14 protein-coding genes are annotated in these 17,565 nt (G+C 67.7%); 7 read left to right on the forward strand and 7 right to left on the reverse strand.

Annotation, left to right across the window (positions count from 1 at the left end; all coding sequences use genetic code 11):
- Positions 1-6: 6 nt before the first annotated feature.
- On the forward strand, positions 7-609 hold the full coding sequence (locus JS528_RS10680; protein WP_214359025.1) for a nitroreductase family protein: 603 nt from the start codon (positions 7-9) through the stop codon (positions 607-609).
- A 173-nt stretch (positions 610-782) separates the two neighbouring features.
- Here JS528_RS10680 and trmD read toward each other — a convergent pair whose 3' ends face one another.
- Entirely contained in the window at positions 783-1,700 is a 918-nt protein-coding gene (gene trmD / locus JS528_RS10685; protein ID WP_214359026.1) for a tRNA (guanosine(37)-N1)-methyltransferase TrmD, read from the reverse strand.
- Between the two features lie 211 nt (positions 1,701-1,911).
- Between trmD and JS528_RS10690 the strand changes: the two genes are divergently transcribed.
- From JS528_RS10690 to JS528_RS11665, 5 genes are all read left to right on the forward strand, one after another.
- The gene (locus tag JS528_RS10690) at positions 1,912-2,892 is read left to right on the forward strand and encodes a nucleoside hydrolase (protein ID WP_214359027.1); all 981 of its coding nucleotides are present in this window, start codon (positions 1,912-1,914) and stop codon (positions 2,890-2,892) included.
- 225 nt (positions 2,893-3,117) lie between these two features.
- Positions 3,118-4,074, forward strand: a complete 957-nt coding sequence (locus JS528_RS10695) for an ABC transporter permease (protein ID WP_214359028.1) — start codon at positions 3,118-3,120, stop codon at positions 4,072-4,074.
- A complete protein-coding gene (locus tag JS528_RS10700; protein WP_214359029.1) occupies positions 4,071-5,072 on the forward strand; it encodes an ABC transporter permease in 1,002 nt (333 codons plus the stop codon). Before JS528_RS10695 ends, JS528_RS10700 begins: the two co-directional genes overlap by 4 nt.
- A gap of 86 nt (positions 5,073-5,158) precedes the next feature.
- Positions 5,159-6,829 (forward strand): ABC transporter substrate-binding protein, encoded by a 1,671-nt coding sequence (locus tag JS528_RS10705; protein ID WP_214359030.1) that lies wholly within the window; start codon positions 5,159-5,161, stop codon positions 6,827-6,829.
- Between the two features lie 249 nt (positions 6,830-7,078).
- Positions 7,079-9,028, forward strand: coding sequence for a dipeptide ABC transporter ATP-binding protein (locus tag JS528_RS11665; RefSeq protein ID WP_240541463.1), 1,950 nt, complete (start codon positions 7,079-7,081; stop codon positions 9,026-9,028).
- Positions 9,029-9,218: 190 nt separating this feature from the next.
- On the opposite strand, the gene rimM is transcribed toward JS528_RS11665, so the two are convergent.
- The 5 genes from rimM to ffh all read right to left on the reverse strand — a co-directional run bounded on the left by rimM (position 9,219) and on the right by ffh (position 13,616).
- Entirely contained in the window at positions 9,219-9,836 is a 618-nt protein-coding gene (rimM, locus tag JS528_RS10720) for a ribosome maturation factor RimM (protein ID WP_214359031.1), read from the reverse strand.
- A 68-nt stretch (positions 9,837-9,904) separates the two neighbouring features.
- Positions 9,905-10,138: an RNA-binding protein gene (locus JS528_RS10725; RefSeq protein ID WP_214359032.1), complete on the reverse strand. Its 234-nt coding sequence runs from the start codon at positions 10,136-10,138 to the stop codon at positions 9,905-9,907.
- A 42-nt stretch (positions 10,139-10,180) separates the two neighbouring features.
- Positions 10,181-10,633 carry a 30S ribosomal protein S16 gene (gene rpsP / locus JS528_RS10730; protein WP_214359033.1) on the reverse strand — a complete coding sequence of 151 codons (453 nt, stop codon included), beginning with the start codon at positions 10,631-10,633 and terminating at the stop codon, positions 10,181-10,183.
- A gap of 182 nt (positions 10,634-10,815) precedes the next feature.
- On the reverse strand, positions 10,816-11,895 hold the full coding sequence (locus JS528_RS10735; RefSeq protein ID WP_420838217.1) for an endonuclease/exonuclease/phosphatase family protein: 1,080 nt from the start codon (positions 11,893-11,895) through the stop codon (positions 10,816-10,818).
- A gap of 80 nt (positions 11,896-11,975) precedes the next feature.
- On the reverse strand, positions 11,976-13,616 hold the full coding sequence (gene ffh, locus JS528_RS10740; protein ID WP_214359034.1) for a signal recognition particle protein: 1,641 nt from the start codon (positions 13,614-13,616) through the stop codon (positions 11,976-11,978).
- A 483-nt stretch (positions 13,617-14,099) separates the two neighbouring features.
- Between ffh and JS528_RS10745 the strand changes: the two genes are divergently transcribed.
- Entirely contained in the window at positions 14,100-15,164 is a 1,065-nt protein-coding gene (locus JS528_RS10745; RefSeq protein WP_214359035.1) for a cation transporter, read from the forward strand.
- Positions 15,165-15,436: 272 nt separating this feature from the next.
- Here JS528_RS10745 and cysS read toward each other — a convergent pair whose 3' ends face one another.
- Positions 15,437-17,086, reverse strand: coding sequence for a cysteine--tRNA ligase (cysS, locus tag JS528_RS10750; protein ID WP_214359036.1), 1,650 nt, complete (start codon positions 17,084-17,086; stop codon positions 15,437-15,439).
- Between the last annotated feature and the right edge of the window lie 479 nt (positions 17,087-17,565).

Consider the following 17,565-nt stretch of genomic DNA (forward strand, 5'->3'; position numbering starts at 1 on the left):
CGAATCATGTCGAACTTCGTCGAGGAACTCGCCAAGCGCCGCTCTCAGTACGCCCTGACCGACGCCTCCCCGATCAGCGATCAGGAGATCGCCGATCTGGTCAAGAAGGTCACCGTCGAGGTGCCGAGCGCCTTCAACTCCCAGCCGCAGCGCGCCGTCGTCCTGTTCGGCGACGCCAACCAGAAGCTGTGGGACATCGTCAAGGAGACCCTGCGCAAGGTCGTGGGCGACGAGGAGGCCTTCAAGTCCACCGAGGCCAAGATCAACGCCTTCGCCGCGGGCCACGGCACCGTCCTGTTCTACGACGACGAGGACGTCACCAAGCAGCTGCAGGAGAACATCCCGGCCTACGCCGCCAACTTCCCGGGCTTCGCCCGCGACGCCGCCGGCATGCTGCAGCTCGCCGTGTGGACCGCCCTCGCCGAGAAGGGTCTGGGCGCCTCCCTGCAGCACTACAACCCGCTGATCGACGAGGCCGTCACCGCCGAGTTCGGTCTGCCGACCAGCTGGAAGCTCCAGGCCCAGATGCCGTTCGGCGTCGTCGCCCAGCCCGCCGGCCCGGTCGAGAAGAAGCCGGCCGACGATCGCGTCAAGGTGTTTGGTTTGTAAATCACAAGGTCTCCGGTTCCCGATTTCCGCGGTGTCGGAATCGGGAACCGGAGACCTGTGCATATGAACATGCGAAAGCCCGGAATCAAGCGGAAGCCTGATTCCGGGCTTGTGCGTTTCCGTGCGGTTCCGGTTCCCGATTTTTCCGGTGTGAAAATCGGGAACCGGAATCCTCAGATCCTCCTTGGATGCGCGGCCGAGACCTCCCATCCCAGGGCCATCAGGGTCTTGCGGTCGGCCTTGTCGAGCGCCTTGCAGTCGAGCTTGGCGATCAGGTCCGGCCTGATCTCGTTCGTGCGCTCCAGCGCCTCGTCGCGCCGGTAGCGGTCCACCTTGCCGTGGTCGCCCGACAGCAGGATGTCCGGGACCTTGATTCCGCGCCATTCGGCCGGCTTGGTGTACTGACGGTGCTCGAGCAGCGCGTTGGCGCCCGTGTAGGACTCCTCGACGATGGAGTCGGAGTTGCCCATGAAGCCCGGCATCAGGCGGGTGATCGCCTCGATCATCACCGAGGCCGCGACCTCGCCGCCGTTCAACACGTAGTCGCCGATCGAATATTCGCGCACGTCGATGCCGCGCGAACGGTAGTACTCCGGGATGCGTGCGTCGTAGCCCTCGTAGCGGCCGCAGCCGAACAGCAGATGGTCGGTCGCGGCGAGTTCGGTCGCGTCGGCCTGCGTGAACAGCGGCGCCGAGGGATTGGGGAAGATGAGGACCGGCGCATGGGCGTCGCCGGCATCGGGAACGTCCGTGGAGGACGGTTCGGCGGGGACGCCGTTTCCGGGGACGGTCCCCGCCTCCGCGGCGTCGCCCGTTTCGTCGGTCTCGGTCTCGACCTCCGTAGCCGCGACCTCGCCCGGCTCGAGGCCGAGCAGCTCGTCGAGGCACTCGGCCCAGACGACGGGCTTCATCACCATGCCGGCGCCGCCGCCGACCGGGGTGTCGTCGACCGAATGGTGCACGTCGTGCGTCCAGTCGCGCAGGTTGTGCGCGGTGATGGTCAGCAGGCCCTTGTCCTGCGCCTTGCCCATCAGGGACAGATTCATCACGTCGAAGTACTCGGGGAACACGCTCACGATATCGATCTTCATAAGGAACCAGCCTATCGCAAGGGGTGCGGGGTCCGGGGGGAAGACAGGACGCCCGCTCGCAGGCGAACCGCCGGGCTTGGCCGGGGAGGCGGCGATAATGGGAGGCGGCGGACCGGCGATCGGGGCGTCCGACGCACGGATGCCGCAACGGCCGGCGGTATATGCGCGTACGGCGCATGACGAGTCGGAAAATAAGGAGCAGGGGGAGACCATGGCGGAACGCAAGCTGATTCTGGATCTGGACACGGGCATCGACGACGCCCTGGCGATCGCGTACGCGCTGGGCAGCGCCGACGAGGCTGACCTCATCGGCATTACCGGCACGTACGGCAACGTGACCGTCGAACGCGGCGTGCGCAACTCGCTCGCCGTGCTGCACCTGTTCGGCCGCGACGACGTGCCCGTCCACCCGGGCGTCGACCATCCGCTGACCTACGACGAGGCGGCGAACGGACCGTGGATCCCGTCCGCCGGGTCGGTCGCCGTCCACGCGCCCAACGGCCTCGGCGGCGCCGTGATCCCCGATTCGCCGCGCGCCCCCGAGGCGCCCGGCTCCGCCGTCGACTTCATCATCGACGCGGCCCGCACCTACGGCGAGAACTTGACGATCGTACCGACCGGCGCGATGACCACGATGGCGACCGTCATGGCCAAGGCTCCGGACGTCATCGACTCCGGCGCTCACATCACCCTGATGGGCGGGGCGCTGACCGTCCCCGGCAACGTGAGCCCCTGCACCGAGGCGAACATCAGCCAGGACCCCGAGGCCGCCGACCGTCTGTTCCGCTGCGGCGCGCGCACGACGATGATCGGCCTCGACGTGACGCACCAGACCGCCCTCACGCGCGAGGGCACGGCGCAGTGGCGCGCCCTGAAGACCCCGGCCGGCGACTTCCTCGCCGACATGACCGACTACTACATCGACTACTACCTCGCCCACCAGCCCGAGGTGAGGGGCTGCGGCCTGCACGACCCGCTCGCCGTCGCCGCCGCCCTTGACCCGGGCCTCGTCGAAACCATCGGAGTCAACCTCAAGGTCGACCTCGACGGCCCGTTCCGCGGCCGCACGATCGGCGACCGCGCGCGCCTGACCGACCCCGACAAGACCACGCGGGTCGCCGTCGGCGTGGACGTGCCGCGCTTCCTCGCACGGTTCATGGAGCGTACGACCGCGCTCGCCGCCGGGCGCTGAACGCCGAGGCGACCGCACATCCCCCTTGTTTCAGGTCGAAATATCTCGTATCGTGGTGATTCCATGAGACGGGGACGGCCTATAGACAAAGTCGATACCCCCGCCGATCCGCGGAATGGCGGGGAGGAATAGCCTGCCATCAGTTTCTCTGATGACCGTGGGTCTTGAAGTGGCCCGAAAACGGCTACGCTTTGTGTTCGACCAAGAAAGAGGAGCGAAACGATCATGACGGATGTGACGTCGCGCGCGAATCCGAGAACGCGCGGAACAGCGGGGAAGGCGGCCGGCGGGGCCGGTGCGGCCGACAAGGCCCGGTCCCCGTATCTGCGCTCCTCCATCATCGTCGGCGGCGCGATCGTCGTGTTCTTCGTCCTGCTCGCCGTCTTCGCCGGGCCGCTGTCCGCCATCACCGGCAACGACCCGTACGCCGAGCACCCCGAGGCGCTCGGCGCGGCCTCCGTGCCCACCGGCTTCGGCGGCGGCATCAGCGCGAGCCACTGGTTCGGCGTGACCCCGCTGCGCGGCGTCGACCTGTTCTCGATCGTCGCGTACGGCACGCGCATCTCGCTCGGCATCGGCCTGTTCTCGTCGGTCATCTCCCTGGTGATCGGCGTGACGCTGGGCCTCATCGCCGGGTACTTCCCGGGACTGGCCGACGCGCTGATCTCGCGCACGATGGACGTGTTCTTCGGATTCCCGTTCCTCATCTTCGCGATCGCGCTGTCGGTCGTCGTGCCGCAGAGCTTCCCGCGCCCGCTGCTGCTCACGCTCGTGCTCGGCTTCTTCGGATGGCCCGGCATCGCCCGACTCGTGCGCGGCCAGACGCTCACCTTAAGCAAGCGCAACTTCGCGGTCGCCTCGCGCGTCATGGGCGCCAGCCCCGCGCACGTGCTGTGGCACCAGATCCTGCCGAACCTGCTGCCCCTGCTCATCGTCAACGTGACGCTGTCGATCCCGGGCCGCATCGGCGCCGAGGCCGGCCTGTCGTTCCTCGGCGTGGGCATGAACCCGCCGACCCCGTCGTGGGGCCGTTCGATCTCCGACGCCGTGCAGTGGGCGCTCGTCGACCCGATGTACCTGCTGTTCCCGGGCGGCGCGCTGTTCCTGCTCACCTTCGGATTCAACCTGCTCGGCGACGGCCTGAGCGACGCCATCGACCCGCGCAAGGGGGTGCGCGCATGAAGATCCTCGCATACATCGGCAAGCGCGTGGCGAGCTCGCTGCTCGTCATCCTGCTCATCACGCTCGCGCTGTTCCTCATCTTCTTCCTGCTGCCCACCAACCCGGCGCAGCTGTCCTGCGGCAAGCCCTGCACGCCCGAGCAGCTCAGCCGCGTCGCCGCGTTCATGGGCACCGACCAGCCGTGGTACGTGCAGATGGGCAACTACATCGCGGGCATCTTCGTCGGCCGCACGTTCGGCACCGGCGGCGGCGCGGTCGTGTGCAATGCGCCGTGCCTGGGCTACTCGTTCCGTCTCGGCGAGCCGGTCAGCCAGCTGATCGCCGACCGCTTCCCGGTCACCGCCTCGATCGCCGTCGGCGCGGCCGTGCTGTGGCTCGTCATCGGCGTCGCCACCGGCGTGTGGGCCGCCCTGAAGCGCGACACGATCGTCGACCGCACGCTGCTCGGCCTGTCCGTCGTCGGCGTCTCGGCGCCGTCCTACCTGATCGGCCTGCTCATGGTGATCGCGTTCGCGCTGGTCATCCAGATCTTCCCGTCCGGCGGCTACGTGAACTTCACCGACGACCCGGTCGACTGGTTCTACCACCTGATCCTGCCGTGGCTGGTGCTCGCGATCCTGAGCGCCGCCGGCTACACGCGCATCACGCGCACGCAGATGATCGGGGAACTCAGCCAGGACTACATCCGCACCGCCCGATCCAAGGGCGTGCCCGAGTCGGTGATCGTCTTCAAGCACGCGCTGCGCAACGCGATGCTGCCGGTCATGACCATGTTCGGTCTCGACCTGGGCGGCCTCTTGGGCGGCGCGGTCCTCACGGAGAAGGTGTTCTCGATGCAGGGCCTCGGCGCGCTGCTGCTCGACTCCGTCTCCAACCTCGACCTGCAGGTGCTCGTCGGCGCGACCCTGTTCGCGGCCGTGCTGGTGATCATCGCCAACCTGATCGTCGACATCTGCTACAGCCTGCTCGACCCGAGGGTCACGCTCGGCCGCAGCTGAGCGACCCGCGCGCACCACACCGCGCATCCATGATTTGTTCGCCGCCGACCGCGAGGGCGACGGCGCGATAGAGAGGAAAACCAACCATGATCAAGAAGCACGCACTGCGCGTCGCCGTCGCCGGCGTCTGCGCGGCCGTGCTCGCGCTGTCCGGATGCGGCGCGAGCAACAACACCGCCAACGGCTCCGACGGCCAGTCCGCCGGCGTCAAGGGCGGCACCCTGAACATCCTGCTGTCCAGCACCGAGATGGACCTCGACCCGGCCAAGAGCCAGGGCCTGCCCATCACCTCGAACGGCAACATCTTCCGCCGTCTGACGGCCTGGAAGGTCACCAAGGGCGGCGAGACGAAGGTCGTGCCCGACCTCGCCACCACCACCGGCGAGCCGAGCGACGACGGCAAGACCTGGACCTACACCCTGAAGGACGGCATCAAGTTCGACGACGGCACGCCGATCACCTCCAAGGACATCAAGTACGGCCTCGAGCGCTCCTTCGCCGACTCCCTGACCGGCGGCCTGAGCTACCACAAGACGCTGCTCGAGGGCGCGCAGGACTACCACGGCCCGTTCGACGGCCAGGAGCTCGACTCCATCGAGACCCCGGACGACAAGACCATCATCTTCCACCTCAACGCCCCGTTCGGCGACTGGCCGTGGGTGGCGTCCCTGGCGGCCTTCACCCCGGTGCCCGTGGGCAAGGGCCCGGCCTCCGGCTACGGCAAGACCCCGGTCGCCTCCGGCCCGTACAAGGTCGAGTCCAACGAGGCCGGCAAGCAGGCCGTCTACGTGCGCAACAAGTACTGGGACAAGAAGACCGATCCGGTCCGCACCGCCGGCCCCGACAAGATCGTCTTCAAGATGAGCCAGGACACCTCCGTGGCCGCCCAGTCCATCATGCAGGGCACCGGCGAGGGCAAGAACTCGTTCCTCTCCGGCTTCGTCCCGCCGGCGCAGCTCGCCCAGGCGCAGGCCAACCCGAACTACAAGAAGCTGCTCGTCACCAGCGGCGACGGCGCCCTCGAATACCTCGCCATCAACACCAAGCGCGTGACGGATCTGAAGGTCCGCCAGGCCATCGAGTACGCGGTGGACAAGAAGGCCTACCAGACCACCGCCGGCGGTGAGATCGCCGGCAACTTCGCCACCACGCTCATCACCCCGGGCATCGCCGGCCGTGAGAAGTACGACCTGTACAAGGCGTCCTCCAGCGGCGACGTCGACAAGGCCAAGGCCCTTCTCAAGGAGGCCGGACAGACCTCCCTGAAGCTCAAGCTCATCGCCACCTCCGACCAGGCCGAGAAGGCGTCGTCCATCCAGACGAGCCTCAAGCGCGCCGGCATCACCGTCGACATCCAGACCCTGAACGACGACGTGTTCTCCGACGCCGAGACCAACAACGAGGGCGACTACGACCTCGTCATCGGCGGTTGGCAGCCCGACTTCCCGTCGCCGTACGCGAACATCTCCCCGCTGTTCGACTCCTCGCAGATCGGCAACGGCAACTACAACCTCGCCCGCTACGCGAACGCCGACGTCGACGCCCTCATCAAGAAGGCCACCGAGACGATCGATCAGGACGAGGCCGGCAAGATCTGGGCCGAGACCGATAAGAAGATCATGGCCGACGCGCCCGTCGTGCCGCTGATCTACTCGAAGAACACGTTCATCCACGGATCGAACGTCACCAACTTCGTCATCGGCGACTTCCCGGCGTACCCGGACTACAACCAGGTCACGCTCGCCAGCGCGAACTGACGGGCCGGGCCGGCGGTTTCGTCGGCCTATCGTCCGCCGGGTGACCGGATGGCCGATACGTCCGGCCGATCGGATGTACCGCCCGTCCGCGCCGGGCGTCCGATTCCGCCAACGCGCGCCGGGATGCCGCGCGACACCCACGCATCCCATGCAGTGCGCCCCGCCGCCGGCCGAGTCCATCGGCCCGACGGCCCGGGGCGCGCCCTATATTCTTTACGGATCTTTACGGAACCATCCCAAGGAGCAGCAATGACCGAGCCGCACGCGATCGTCACCGTCGACGGGCTGTCCGTCAGTTTCGACGAGCGGGAGGTGACCCACGGCGTCAGCCTGAAGCTGTATCCGGGGCGCATCACCGCGCTGGTCGGCGAGTCCGGCTCCGGCAAGTCGGTCACGGCGATGGCGCTGCCCCGACTCGACCCGTCCGTCGCGACCGTCACCGGACACGCGTATCTCGATGAGACCGCGGCCGCGGGGACCGGGACGTCCGGGACATCCTCCGGGAATGCCGACGCGACCGGCCGCGACATCGACCTGCTCGCCGCCGACGCGCCACTGCAGCGCATCCGCGGCGAGTACATCGGCACCGTGTTCCAGGAGCCGTCCACCGCGTTCAACCCGGTGTTCACGCTCGGCATGCAGGTCGCCGAATCGCTCAAGTACCACCAGAAGGGCCTGTCCGCCGCCGAGCGCAAGGCGAAGGTGCTCGAGCAGCTGCGCGAGGTCGGGCTCGACGACGCCGAGCGCGTGTGGTCGTCGTACCCGCACGAACTGTCCGGCGGCCAGCTGCAGCGCGTCATGATCGCGATGGCGATCATCAACCGCCCCAAGGTGCTCATCGCCGACGAGCCGACCACGGCCCTCGACGTGACCACCCAGCAGGCCATTTTGAAGCTCATCTCGCGGCTCGCGGCCGAGCTCGACCTGGCCGTGCTGCTCATCACGCACGACATGGGCGTCGTGTGGCAGGCCGCCAGCGACGTCTACGTCATGCACGACGGCGTGATCGTCGAGCAGGGCAGCGTCGCGGACGTGTTCCGCGCCCCGAAGGACGACTACACGAGAATGCTGCTCGCCGCCGTGCCGCGTCTGCACGTGGAGTCGCCCGCCGCGGTGCCGTCCGATCCTGCAGGAACGGACGTCGAGGCGCACGATTCGACCTTCAAAACGTCCGATACTACAGGATCGGACGCAAATGCGAACACTCCGACCGCCGAAACGTCCGATCCTATAGGAACGGTCGCCACAGTGCGTAATCCGGCCCCTGAATCGTCCGATCCTGCAGGAACGGTCGCCAAGGTGCACGAACCGGCGCGCCAAACATCCGATCCTGTAGGAACGGACGTTTCGGGGCGCGAGCCGGCCGTCAAAACGTCCGATTCTGTAGGAACGGACGGTGTAACGGGGACGGACGAGGAACGCGCCGTGCTTGGCGACGGCGAGCGCATCGCCTCGGTCGAGGATGTGGCCGTTGCGTACAAGCCCGGCAAGTACGCGGTCGAGGGTATCTCCTTCGACTTGGTCGCGGGGCGTACGCGCGCGCTCGTAGGTGAGTCGGGCGCCGGCAAGACGACCATCGCGAAGGTCGTCTCCGGCCAGCTCGCGCCCACTGCGGGACGTGTGCTGATCGCGGGGGAGGACCTTGCCCGCGCCCACGGCCGTCGCAAGCGGACGATCCTGTCGCATATGGGATATGTGTTCCAGGACAGCGGTTCTGCGTTGAACCCGCGCAAGTCCGTGGCGTGGAGCATCGCCGAGCCGATGAGCGTGCAGGGTGGCTTCTCCGCCGACGAGAAGCGCAGGCGCGTGCTCGAGCTGCTCGACCAGGTGGAGCTGCCGGCCGACGTGGCCGACCGCTTCCCGCACCAGCTCTCCGGCGGTCAGCGTCAGCGCGTCGGCATCGCGCGCGCCCTCGCGCTCAACCCGTCGCTGCTCATCGCCGACGAGCCGACCTCGTCGCTCGATGTGACGGTCCAGCGCCGCGTGCTCGACCTGCTGCACCGTCTGCAGTGCGAGCACGGCTTCGCCTGCCTGTTCATCACGCACGATCTCGGCATCGTGCAGGAGGTGTCCGACGTGATCACCGTGCTGCGTCACGGCCGCGTCGTGGAGAGCGGCGCGACCGAACGCGTGCTCAACCATCCGCGGGCGGAGTACACGCGCACGCTGCTCGACGCCTCGCCGAAGATCGACCTGTGACGGGAACGCCCTTCATCCGGGCATGAGAAACCGCACCTTCCGATCATCGGATCTGAATTGCTTCGGTCCGACGATCAGGGTGCGGTTCCGTGTCCGGGATGAAGGGCGTCCCGGTATGAGGGGCCGGGGAGCCCGTGAGTCGGGGAGCCCGGCGGGAAGTTCCGGAGTCCGGGAGAGCCCGGAATGGGAATCAGAGTCCCGGGATCAGCCCGCCCGGCGGGTCGAGGGTGAGGTAGCCCTCCTCGAGGTCGATCTCGGGGACGATCTGATCGACGAACGGCACCAGCGCGGTCTTCTCGATGACCGGCGTGCCGTCCTTGGCGGTGCCGACCGTGACCGGTTCGGCCAAACGGATCTTGAGCAGGGACTGGGCGGGGGAGTCGATGACGTCGACGACCTTGCCGATCACGAGTCCGGCCTCGGCGCCGAGCGCGTTCTCCTCGTCCATGCGGGCCTCGAGTCCGATGAGGTCCTTCGGGTACCATTCGTCGGCCTCGAGCATGTCCTCGGGGTCCTCGGCCTCGCCGTAGAGCTCCGTGCCGTTGAGCGCCTCGGAGGCGTTGCGGTCGTCGCAGCCCTCGAGCTTGATGATCCAACGGTTCTTGAACGTGCGCGAGGATTCGATGATGTATTCGGTCGCGCCGTCCTTCGAGTACAGCACGGAGCCGGGCTCGAAGCGCCATTCCGGCTCGTCCGTGAAGATCTGGACGGTGACCTCGCCCTTCATGCCTTGGGCCCTACCGATACGACAGACCCTCAGCAGCTCGGGCTGCTGAGGGTCGTCCTGCATGTTCTGCTGATCTGCCATGCCAAGCAGTGTACCGTAAGGCCGGCACCACCGTCATCGTGCGATGAACGTCGTCTGGCCGTACGGGCTCAGCGGCGCACGTCCATGATGTCGACGCGCACCTTGTGGTCGGACAGCGCCTGGACCACGGTGCGGATCGCGTTGGCCGTGCGGCCGGAGCGGCCGATCACGCGGCCGATGTCCTCCGGGTTCACGCGCACGCGCAGCAGTTCGCCGCGCGGGTTCTCGTGGGACTTGACGGACACGTCATCCGGGAAATCCACGATGTTCTTGATGAGGTGTTCCACAGCCTGTGCGAGCATGACCAGCCTTCCTATGCGTGCTTATGCGCTATGCGCGGGGATTCACTCGGCGTCGGCCGGAGCGTCCTCGGCCGGGGTCTCCTCGGCGGCGGCAGCGGCCTCAGCCTCGGCCTTGGCCTTCGCCTCGGCTTCGGACTTGGCGGCCTTGAGCTTCTGGGCCTCGGCCTCGACGGCCTCGACGCGGGCGGCGGCGTCCGGACCGGCCTCAACGGTCTTCAGGGTGCCCTCGGCACCGTCGAGACCCTTGAACTTCTGCCAGTCACCGGTGATGTTCAGCAGCTTGTAGACCTGCTCGGTCGGCTGGGCGCCGACACCCAGCCAGTACTGGGCGCGCTCGGAGTCGATCTTGATGGTCGACGGCTGGGTGTTCGGATCGTAGGTACCGATCTCCTCGATGGCACGGCCATCGCGCTTGGTACGGGAATCCATGACGACCACGCGGTAGTACGCGTAGAACTTCTTACCCATGCGCTTGAGACGAATCTTGGTTGCCAAAACGGCTCTCCTTGTATATCTAGGGTTGTGGTTTCGGTTCGCATTGTGGGGCGCAGCTCGCCGAGCCCACGTGTTCCTCGCGACACGGGGTGTAGAGGGCGCCACGCGCGCGAATAACTGGCCCATTATAGCGCCGGGCCGGGGACCGGGCGACACGCCGCGGAATCGCCGGCCCTTCGCGGCTACTTCAGCTTGAGCGCGATCGTGCCGGTCAGCGCCAGGTGGTCGGTGTCGTTGACGACGAACGACTCGACGCCGCGGAATGAGACGCCGGGGGTGGCGAGGATGTGGTCGAGCTCGATGCGCGGCCACGGCGTCCAGCGGGGGAACGTGAGGTTCGGGCCCCTGCCCTGCGTCAGGCTCGCGTCGCGGAAGCCCGACCTGAGCAGCGCGCGGAAGCTCGGATGCTCCGTCGAGGAGTTGAGGTCGCCCATCACGACCGCGATGTTCCGGTCGCCGATGTGCTCGGCCCGGGCGAGCTCGCCGAGGCCGATGATGCCGGCCGACCAGTCCGCGCAGCCGCGCATCGGGGAGCGCGGATGGGCCGACGCGATCGTCGCCGTGCGCCCGTCGGCCAGACGCAGCGTGATCGCCGGGACGTCCGCCGCCGGGATCATGACGACGCTCGCCGTCGCCGCGGCCGGCTCATACGCCGAGAACAGCACGTTGTACCCGCCGTTATCGACCTCCGCCTTCGGCTCGCCCGACTGCCGGTAGGGCAGGACGTCGCCAATGCCGGCCGCGTCGAGCCGTGCGAGAAGATCGTCGCTCACCTCCTGCAGCGCCAGCACGTCGATGCCGCGCCCGCGCACCTCGCGCACGATCTGATCGGCGTCGGCGCGGCCGTAGCGGCAGTTGAGCGTCATCAGACGCAGCGACGACGGCGCACAGACCGATGCGGCGCCCCGGCCCCCGTCGCGGGAGGCCTCACGCGACGCGCCGCCGGCGGTGGTTCCCCCGGTGGCGACGCCGCGCGCCTTCGCGGCGATCCGGTCGCCGAGCGTCGGACGCGTGCGGAACCCCTTGCCCCAGTACTCGATGCGGCGCGACGACGCGGAGAGCGCGACCACGAGCAGCGGGCAGGCCGCGCCCCACTCGCCGGCCCACGCGGCCAGCGCGGCGAGAACGAGCGACGGCACCCACAGGAACGGTATCAGCGCGATCAGATACGGCATCGGCATGCGCGCCTCGAGACCCGCGGGAAGTGCGCTCAGCAGGATCCACACTATGCATACGAGCACCCACGCGGCAATGATCGTCATCAACATCTTGGACGAGGTCCTTTCGAATACGGCGAGAGGCCCCCTTGAGGGAGCCTCTCGATCCTTGAGGGATGGGGATGTCAGTGGAGCAGACCGGCCAGACCGCCGCCGAAGTTCGGGGGCAGCTCGCCGCCGTTCGCGTCGAGGGCCTGCTGCAGGCCGGCCGGCAGGGCCGGGTTCTGCGGCTTCTTGGCGAACGCCGAGCCGCCCGAGGCGCCGGAGGACTTGCCGGCGAGCTTGTCGCGCAGCGCCCTCTCCTCGGCCTCGCGCTTCATCGGGTTGCCGGACTTGCCCTTCTTCTTGTTCTTGCCCTTGCCTTTGCCCTTCTTGCCGCCCATCGCCGGGCCGCCGAAGCCGGGCATGCCGCCGCCGACCTTGTTGGACATGCGCTTCATCATCTTCGCGGCCTGCTCGAAGCGCTGCAGGAGCGCGTTGACCTGCGAGACTGTGGTGCCCGAGCCGTAGGCGATGCGGGCGCGGCGGGAGCCGTCGATGATCTTCGGGTTGCGGCGTTCAGCCGGCGTCATCGAGTGGATGATCGCCTCGGTGCGGTCCACCTCGCGCTCGTCGAACATCTCCAGTTCCTTGCGGTGCGCCGCCATGCCCGGGATCATGCCGAGCAGCGACTTCATCGAACCGAGCTTGCGGACCTGCTGCAGCTGGTCGAGGAAGTCGTCCAGACCGAACGAGCCGTCGGAGATCTTCTCGGCGGCCTTGCGGGCCTCCGCCTCGTCGAACTGCTTCTGTGCCTGCTCGATCAGGGTCATGATGTCGCCCATGTCGAGGATGCGCGAGGCCATGCGGTCCGGGTGGAAGACCTCGAAGTCCTTGAAGCCCTCGCCCGTGGAGGCGAACAGGATCGGCTTGCCGGTCACGGACGCCACCGACAGGGCCGCGCCGCCTCGCGCGTCGCCGTCGAGCTTGGAGAGCACCACGCCGGTGAAGTCCACGCCCTCGTCGAACGCCTTCGCGGTCTTGACCGCGTCCTGGCCGATCATCGCGTCGATGACGAACAGGATCTCGTTGGGCTGCACGGCGTCGCGGATGTCGCGCGCCTGCTGCATGAGCTCCTCGTCGACGCCCAGACGGCCGGCGGTATCGATGATGACCGTGTCGTACAGCTTCTGCTTGGCCAGCGCGATCGAATCGCGCGCCACCTTGACCGGGTCGCCGGTCGTCAGGCCCGGCACGGTGACGTCGTCGCCGCCGTCGGACTGGACGCCCTTCTCCGGGGCGTACACCGGCACGCCGGCGCGCTCGCCGACGACCTGGAGCTGGGTGACGGCGTTCGGACGCTGCAGATCGGCCGCGACCAGCAGCGGCGTGTGGCCGGAGTCCTTGAGCCAGTAGCCGAGCTTGCCGGCGAGCGTCGTCTTGCCGGCGCCCTGGAGGCCCGCGAGCATGATGATCGTCGGCGGGTTCTTCGCGAAGTTCAGCGGACGGTCCACGCCGGCTCCGAGCACGTCGGTGAGCTCCTCGTCCACGATCTTGACGACCTGCTGCGCCGGGTTGAGCGCCTGCGACACCTCGGTGCCCAGCGCGCGCTCGCGCACGCGCGCGGTGAAGGAGCGCACCACCTCGAGCGCCACGTCGGCGTCGAGCAGCGCGCGGCGGATCTCGCGGATCGTGCCGTCGATGTCCGTCTCGGAAAGCTTGCCCTTGCTCTTCAGATGCTTGAACGCATTCGAGAGCCTGTCAGTCAAAGAACTAAATGCTGCCATAATGGGTCAAGTCTAGCCGCGACGCGGGAAAACCGAACGGCGCCGTGGCCCGGCCGCCCACCCGCCATCCCCCCGCGCGAATTCCTTGCGCTGCACGGTCCCTCGGCGCAAAATTCCCGCGCGTACCGAATCTCGGCGCGAATTATTCGCGCCGGAGGGGTGTCTGGCGCAAACAATTCGCTCCCAGCGGTTCTATGCGCGAATTGTTTGCGTTGGGGGCCTCCGGGCGCAAACAATTCGCGCCGAGGAGTTGAGAGCGTCGGCCCGGGGCGAAACCTCGGTAAGGGGCGTCCGATACCATGGAACGACAAGATATTTTCCGTGGATATTGACCTTTATCGGCCGCATCGGACGCCCGTTCCGCGTCGCGCGGCCCTCCCTGTCGATTTCCGTGGACACCCCTGAGTTTGACTGCTGTGAGCCGTGCCCTGTGGCGGGTTGAGGCCAACGCAGACAAGCCAAGCAACGGAAGGCCCACCATATATGACCGATACCAATACCATCGGAGTCACCGATATCGCCGCGCGTACGCCGGCCGGGAGGATTCTCGGCCGCATCGCGCGTCGCATCGCCCCCGTCCCCGGCGACCGGGAGGAGCCGTCGGGCCGCGGTCCGTCCCCAGTATCCGATCCCTCCGGCACCGTCAACCACAAACAGGTCGAGCGTCGCGCCCTGACCGTCGGCATCGTCGTCAACGCGCTTCAGGTCGCCGCCGGCATGGCCGTGTTCTTCATGACCGGCCTGAAGGCCATGTTCCTCGACTTCTCGTTCACCGCGATCTCGGTCCTGTCGGGACTGGTCGCCGTGTACCTCTCCACGCGCACCGTGCGCACCACCGAGCGCTTCCCCAACGGCCTGTTCGCGCTCGAGCCGATCTACGCGATCGCCAAGGCGATCTTCACGCTCTCCCTGCTCCTTTACTCCCTGATCGACGTCTCGCAGGTCGCCTACGACTGGTTCGTGCTCGGCGAGGGCGAACGCATCGAGACCGGTCCGGTCGTGATCTACGAGATCGTCACCGTGGTCGTCTGCTTCTCGCTGTGGGCGTTCTACCGCCGCTCCAACCGCGCGATCCGCGACTCCAGCACGATGCTCGCCGCCGAATGCAACAGCACGCTCGTCGACGGCGCGATGTCGGCCGGCATCGGCGCGGTGGCCGTCGCGCTGCTGGTGCTGCCGGTCTCCGGTCCGCTCGGCTTCCTGCACTACACCGGCGACTTCTTCATCACCGTGGCACTGGTCGCCTGCACGATCAGGGAGCCGTTCGGGGTGCTGAGGGAGGCGTTCGTCGAGCTCGTCGGCGGCGTCCATGACGACGACGAGACGAACGCGCACGTGGAGGAGGTCGCGCTGCGGCATCTGCCGAAGGGCACCGAGTACGAGCGGACGCTGATCTTCAAGACCGGCATGAACTACACGGTCGACGTGTACCTCGCCGGCGTGAGCGACGTGATCGACGTGGCCGACCTCGTCGAGTGCAAGCGTGCGCTCGAGCGCGAGCTCAGGCGGCGACTGCACATCGTCGACGTCGACTTCGTGTTCGACTAGGCCTTGGTTCCGAGAAGCCGCGGGCGGCGACTCGTTCCTCGGGGACGTGTGCGGATTCCCGGAGAGAGCTCCCGGTCGTCCCCGAAGCGGCGTGACGCATCGGGGACCACGAGTCCGGTGGTTTCCCGTATGACACAATGAAGGTCCCCCGACCCATTGCGGATCGGGGGACCTTCATCGTCGTTGCGCGTTCATGCCGCACGGGAACCCGTCATGGGGGCGGAACATCCGTCATACGGCGTCCGGTCGCCGTGCGGGGGAGCGGGACTACCTCACTTCAGGGACCAGGTGGAGCCCTGCGGACCGTCCTCGATGGCGACGCCCGCGGCGGCGAGCGCGTCGCGGATGGCGTCGGCCTTCGCGAAGTCGCGGGCCTTGCGGGCCTCGGCGCGGGCGTCGAGCTGCTCGCCGATCAGGGCCTCGAGCGCCTTGTGCTCCGGGGAGACGTCCTCGCCGTCGCCGGCCGCACCGGCCGCGCCCGAGGACACCCACGGCTCGGCCAGCGGGTCCAGGCCGAGCGTGTCGAGCATCGCGCGCACGGCGACCAGGGAGTCGCGCACCTCGGACTTCGCCTCGTCGGAGTCGGCGTGGTCGGCGAGCTTGGACAGCAGCGTGTTGCCGGAACGCACGGCCGAGAAGATCGCGGCCGTCGCGCCGGAGACGTTGACGTCGTCGTTCATCGCGGACGTGAAGTCGGCCGGCAGCTCCTCGGCCGGGACCGCGACGATCTCCTCGCGCGCGGGCTGGCCGCCCAGGGCGACGCCGGCGCGCTCGATGAAGTTCGCGATGCGCTCGTACGCGGCCTGCGCCTCGACGAGGGCCTGGTCGGACCATTCGAGCATCGAGCGGTACTGCACGCCGCCCAGTGCATAGCGCACCACCCACGCGGAGTGCTCCGCGAGCACGCTCGGCACGGACAGGCCGGTGCCCAGCGACTTCGACATCTTCTCGCCCTTGGCGGTCACCCACGCGGAGTGCATCCAGCGCGCGGCCGACTCGTAGCCGGCGGCGCGGGTCTGCGCCATCTCGTTCTCGTGGTGCGGGAAGCGCAGGTCGAGGCCGCCGCCGTGGATGTCGAACCCGTCCTTCAGGTAGCGGTGGCTCATCGCCGAGCACTCGATGTGCCAGCCCGGGCGGCCCACGCCGAACGGGGTGTTCCAGCGGGCGTCCTCCGGATCGGTGTCCTTCGGTGCCTTCCACAGCGCGAAGTCGCGCGGATCGTGCTTGTCGGGGGAGGCGTCGGCCGGATCGACCGGATTGTACTTGTCGTCGCCCGCGGCGTCGACGGACGGGCCCATGCGGTCGGCCACGGCCGCCGCCTCGTCCACCTCGGCGGTCTGCTTCTGGTGCGTGAGCTCGCCGTAGTGCGGCCAGGACGCGACGTCGAAGTACACGTTGCCGGTCGGCTCGCCGTGCTCGTCGGTGACGACGTAGCCGTGGCCGTTGTCGATGATGCGCTGGATCAGGTCGATCATGTCGGACATGTGGCCGGTCGCGCGCGGCTCGACCGTCGGCGGCAGGACGCCGAGCGTGTCGTACGCCTGCGTGAACTCGCGCTCGTAGTAGTAGGCGCGCGCCCACCACTGCTGACCCGCGGCCGCGGCCTTGTCGAGGATCTTGTCGTCGATGTCGGTGACGTTGCGCACGAACGTGACCTTGTAGCCGAGCTTGAGGAACCAGCGGCGGATGATGTCGAACGCGACGGCCGCGCGGATATGGCCGATGTGCGGCGACGACTGCACGGTGGCGCCGCACACGTAGATGCCCACCTCGCCGGGCTTGATCGGCGTGAACACGCTCGTGGTGTGCGAGGCGGTGTCGTAGAGCCTGAGTCCCGCGGCGAGCGGGGAGACCTTCGCCGGCGTCAGCGAGGTCGGCAACACGGAAGTATTGAAATCATGCGGTTCTTGGCTGTTTCCCATACGTCAAGAGTACACCCACGGCCTCCGCCCGCGTCCTCCCCCATGCAATCGGCTCGGGGACAGTCCCTGGGCTCGTACGCGTGCGGGGTGTGCGGGGTTGCGCCCGATCCTATAGGATCGGACGTTTCCGGGGTGCATAGGGACATGATTCGCGTCTGTTCCTATAGGAACGAACGTTTTCGGGTGTGAAATGGTGGGATCCGCGTCCGATCCTATAGGATCGGATACGAATCCGCGTGGAGGGGCCGTCGGAACGTCCGTTCCTATAGGATCGGACGATTTGGGGTCTGCGGGGATGTACTTTGCGTCGGATCCTATAGGATCGGACGTTTCCGGAGTATGGAAGGACATGATTCGCGTCCGTTCCTATAGGATCAGGCGCAAATTTGCATGGGAATGGGCTTGGAACGTCCGATTCTATAGGATCGAGCGCGGATTCGTTCGGGGACGGGCTCCGGGCGTCCGTTCCTGTAGGATCG

Origin of the sequence: Bifidobacterium santillanense (assembly GCF_018555385.1) — a bacterium.
Classification (GTDB): Bacteria; Actinomycetota; Actinomycetes; order Actinomycetales; family Bifidobacteriaceae; genus Bifidobacterium; species Bifidobacterium santillanense.

Excerpts from the sequence above, each read along its gene's own strand:
- JS528_RS10680 (WP_214359025.1), top strand. The coding sequence starts at position 7 with ATGTCGAACTTCGTCGAGGAACTCGCCAAGCGCCGCTCTCAGTACGCC.
- cysS (WP_214359036.1), bottom strand. The coding sequence starts at position 17,086 with ATGGGAAACAGCCAAGAACCGCATGATTTCAATACTTCCGTGTTGCCG.
- JS528_RS10735 (WP_420838217.1), bottom strand. The coding sequence starts at position 11,895 with ATGACGATCATTGCCGCGTGGGTGCTCGTATGCATAGTGTGGATCCTG.
- JS528_RS10700 (WP_214359029.1), top strand. The coding sequence starts at position 4,071 with ATGAAGATCCTCGCATACATCGGCAAGCGCGTGGCGAGCTCGCTGCTC.
- trmD (WP_214359026.1), bottom strand. The coding sequence starts at position 1,700 with ATGAAGATCGATATCGTGAGCGTGTTCCCCGAGTACTTCGACGTGATG.
- JS528_RS10745 (WP_214359035.1), top strand. The coding sequence starts at position 14,100 with ATGACCGATACCAATACCATCGGAGTCACCGATATCGCCGCGCGTACG.
- JS528_RS10695 (WP_214359028.1), top strand. The coding sequence starts at position 3,118 with ATGACGGATGTGACGTCGCGCGCGAATCCGAGAACGCGCGGAACAGCG.
- JS528_RS10690 (WP_214359027.1), top strand. The coding sequence starts at position 1,912 with ATGGCGGAACGCAAGCTGATTCTGGATCTGGACACGGGCATCGACGAC.
- JS528_RS10725 (WP_214359032.1), bottom strand. The coding sequence starts at position 10,138 with ATGCTCGCACAGGCTGTGGAACACCTCATCAAGAACATCGTGGATTTC.
- ffh (WP_214359034.1), bottom strand. The coding sequence starts at position 13,616 with ATGGCAGCATTTAGTTCTTTGACTGACAGGCTCTCGAATGCGTTCAAG.
- JS528_RS11665 (WP_240541463.1), top strand. The coding sequence starts at position 7,079 with ATGACCGAGCCGCACGCGATCGTCACCGTCGACGGGCTGTCCGTCAGT.
- rimM (WP_214359031.1), bottom strand. The coding sequence starts at position 9,836 with ATGGCAGATCAGCAGAACATGCAGGACGACCCTCAGCAGCCCGAGCTG.
- JS528_RS10705 (WP_214359030.1), top strand. The coding sequence starts at position 5,159 with ATGATCAAGAAGCACGCACTGCGCGTCGCCGTCGCCGGCGTCTGCGCG.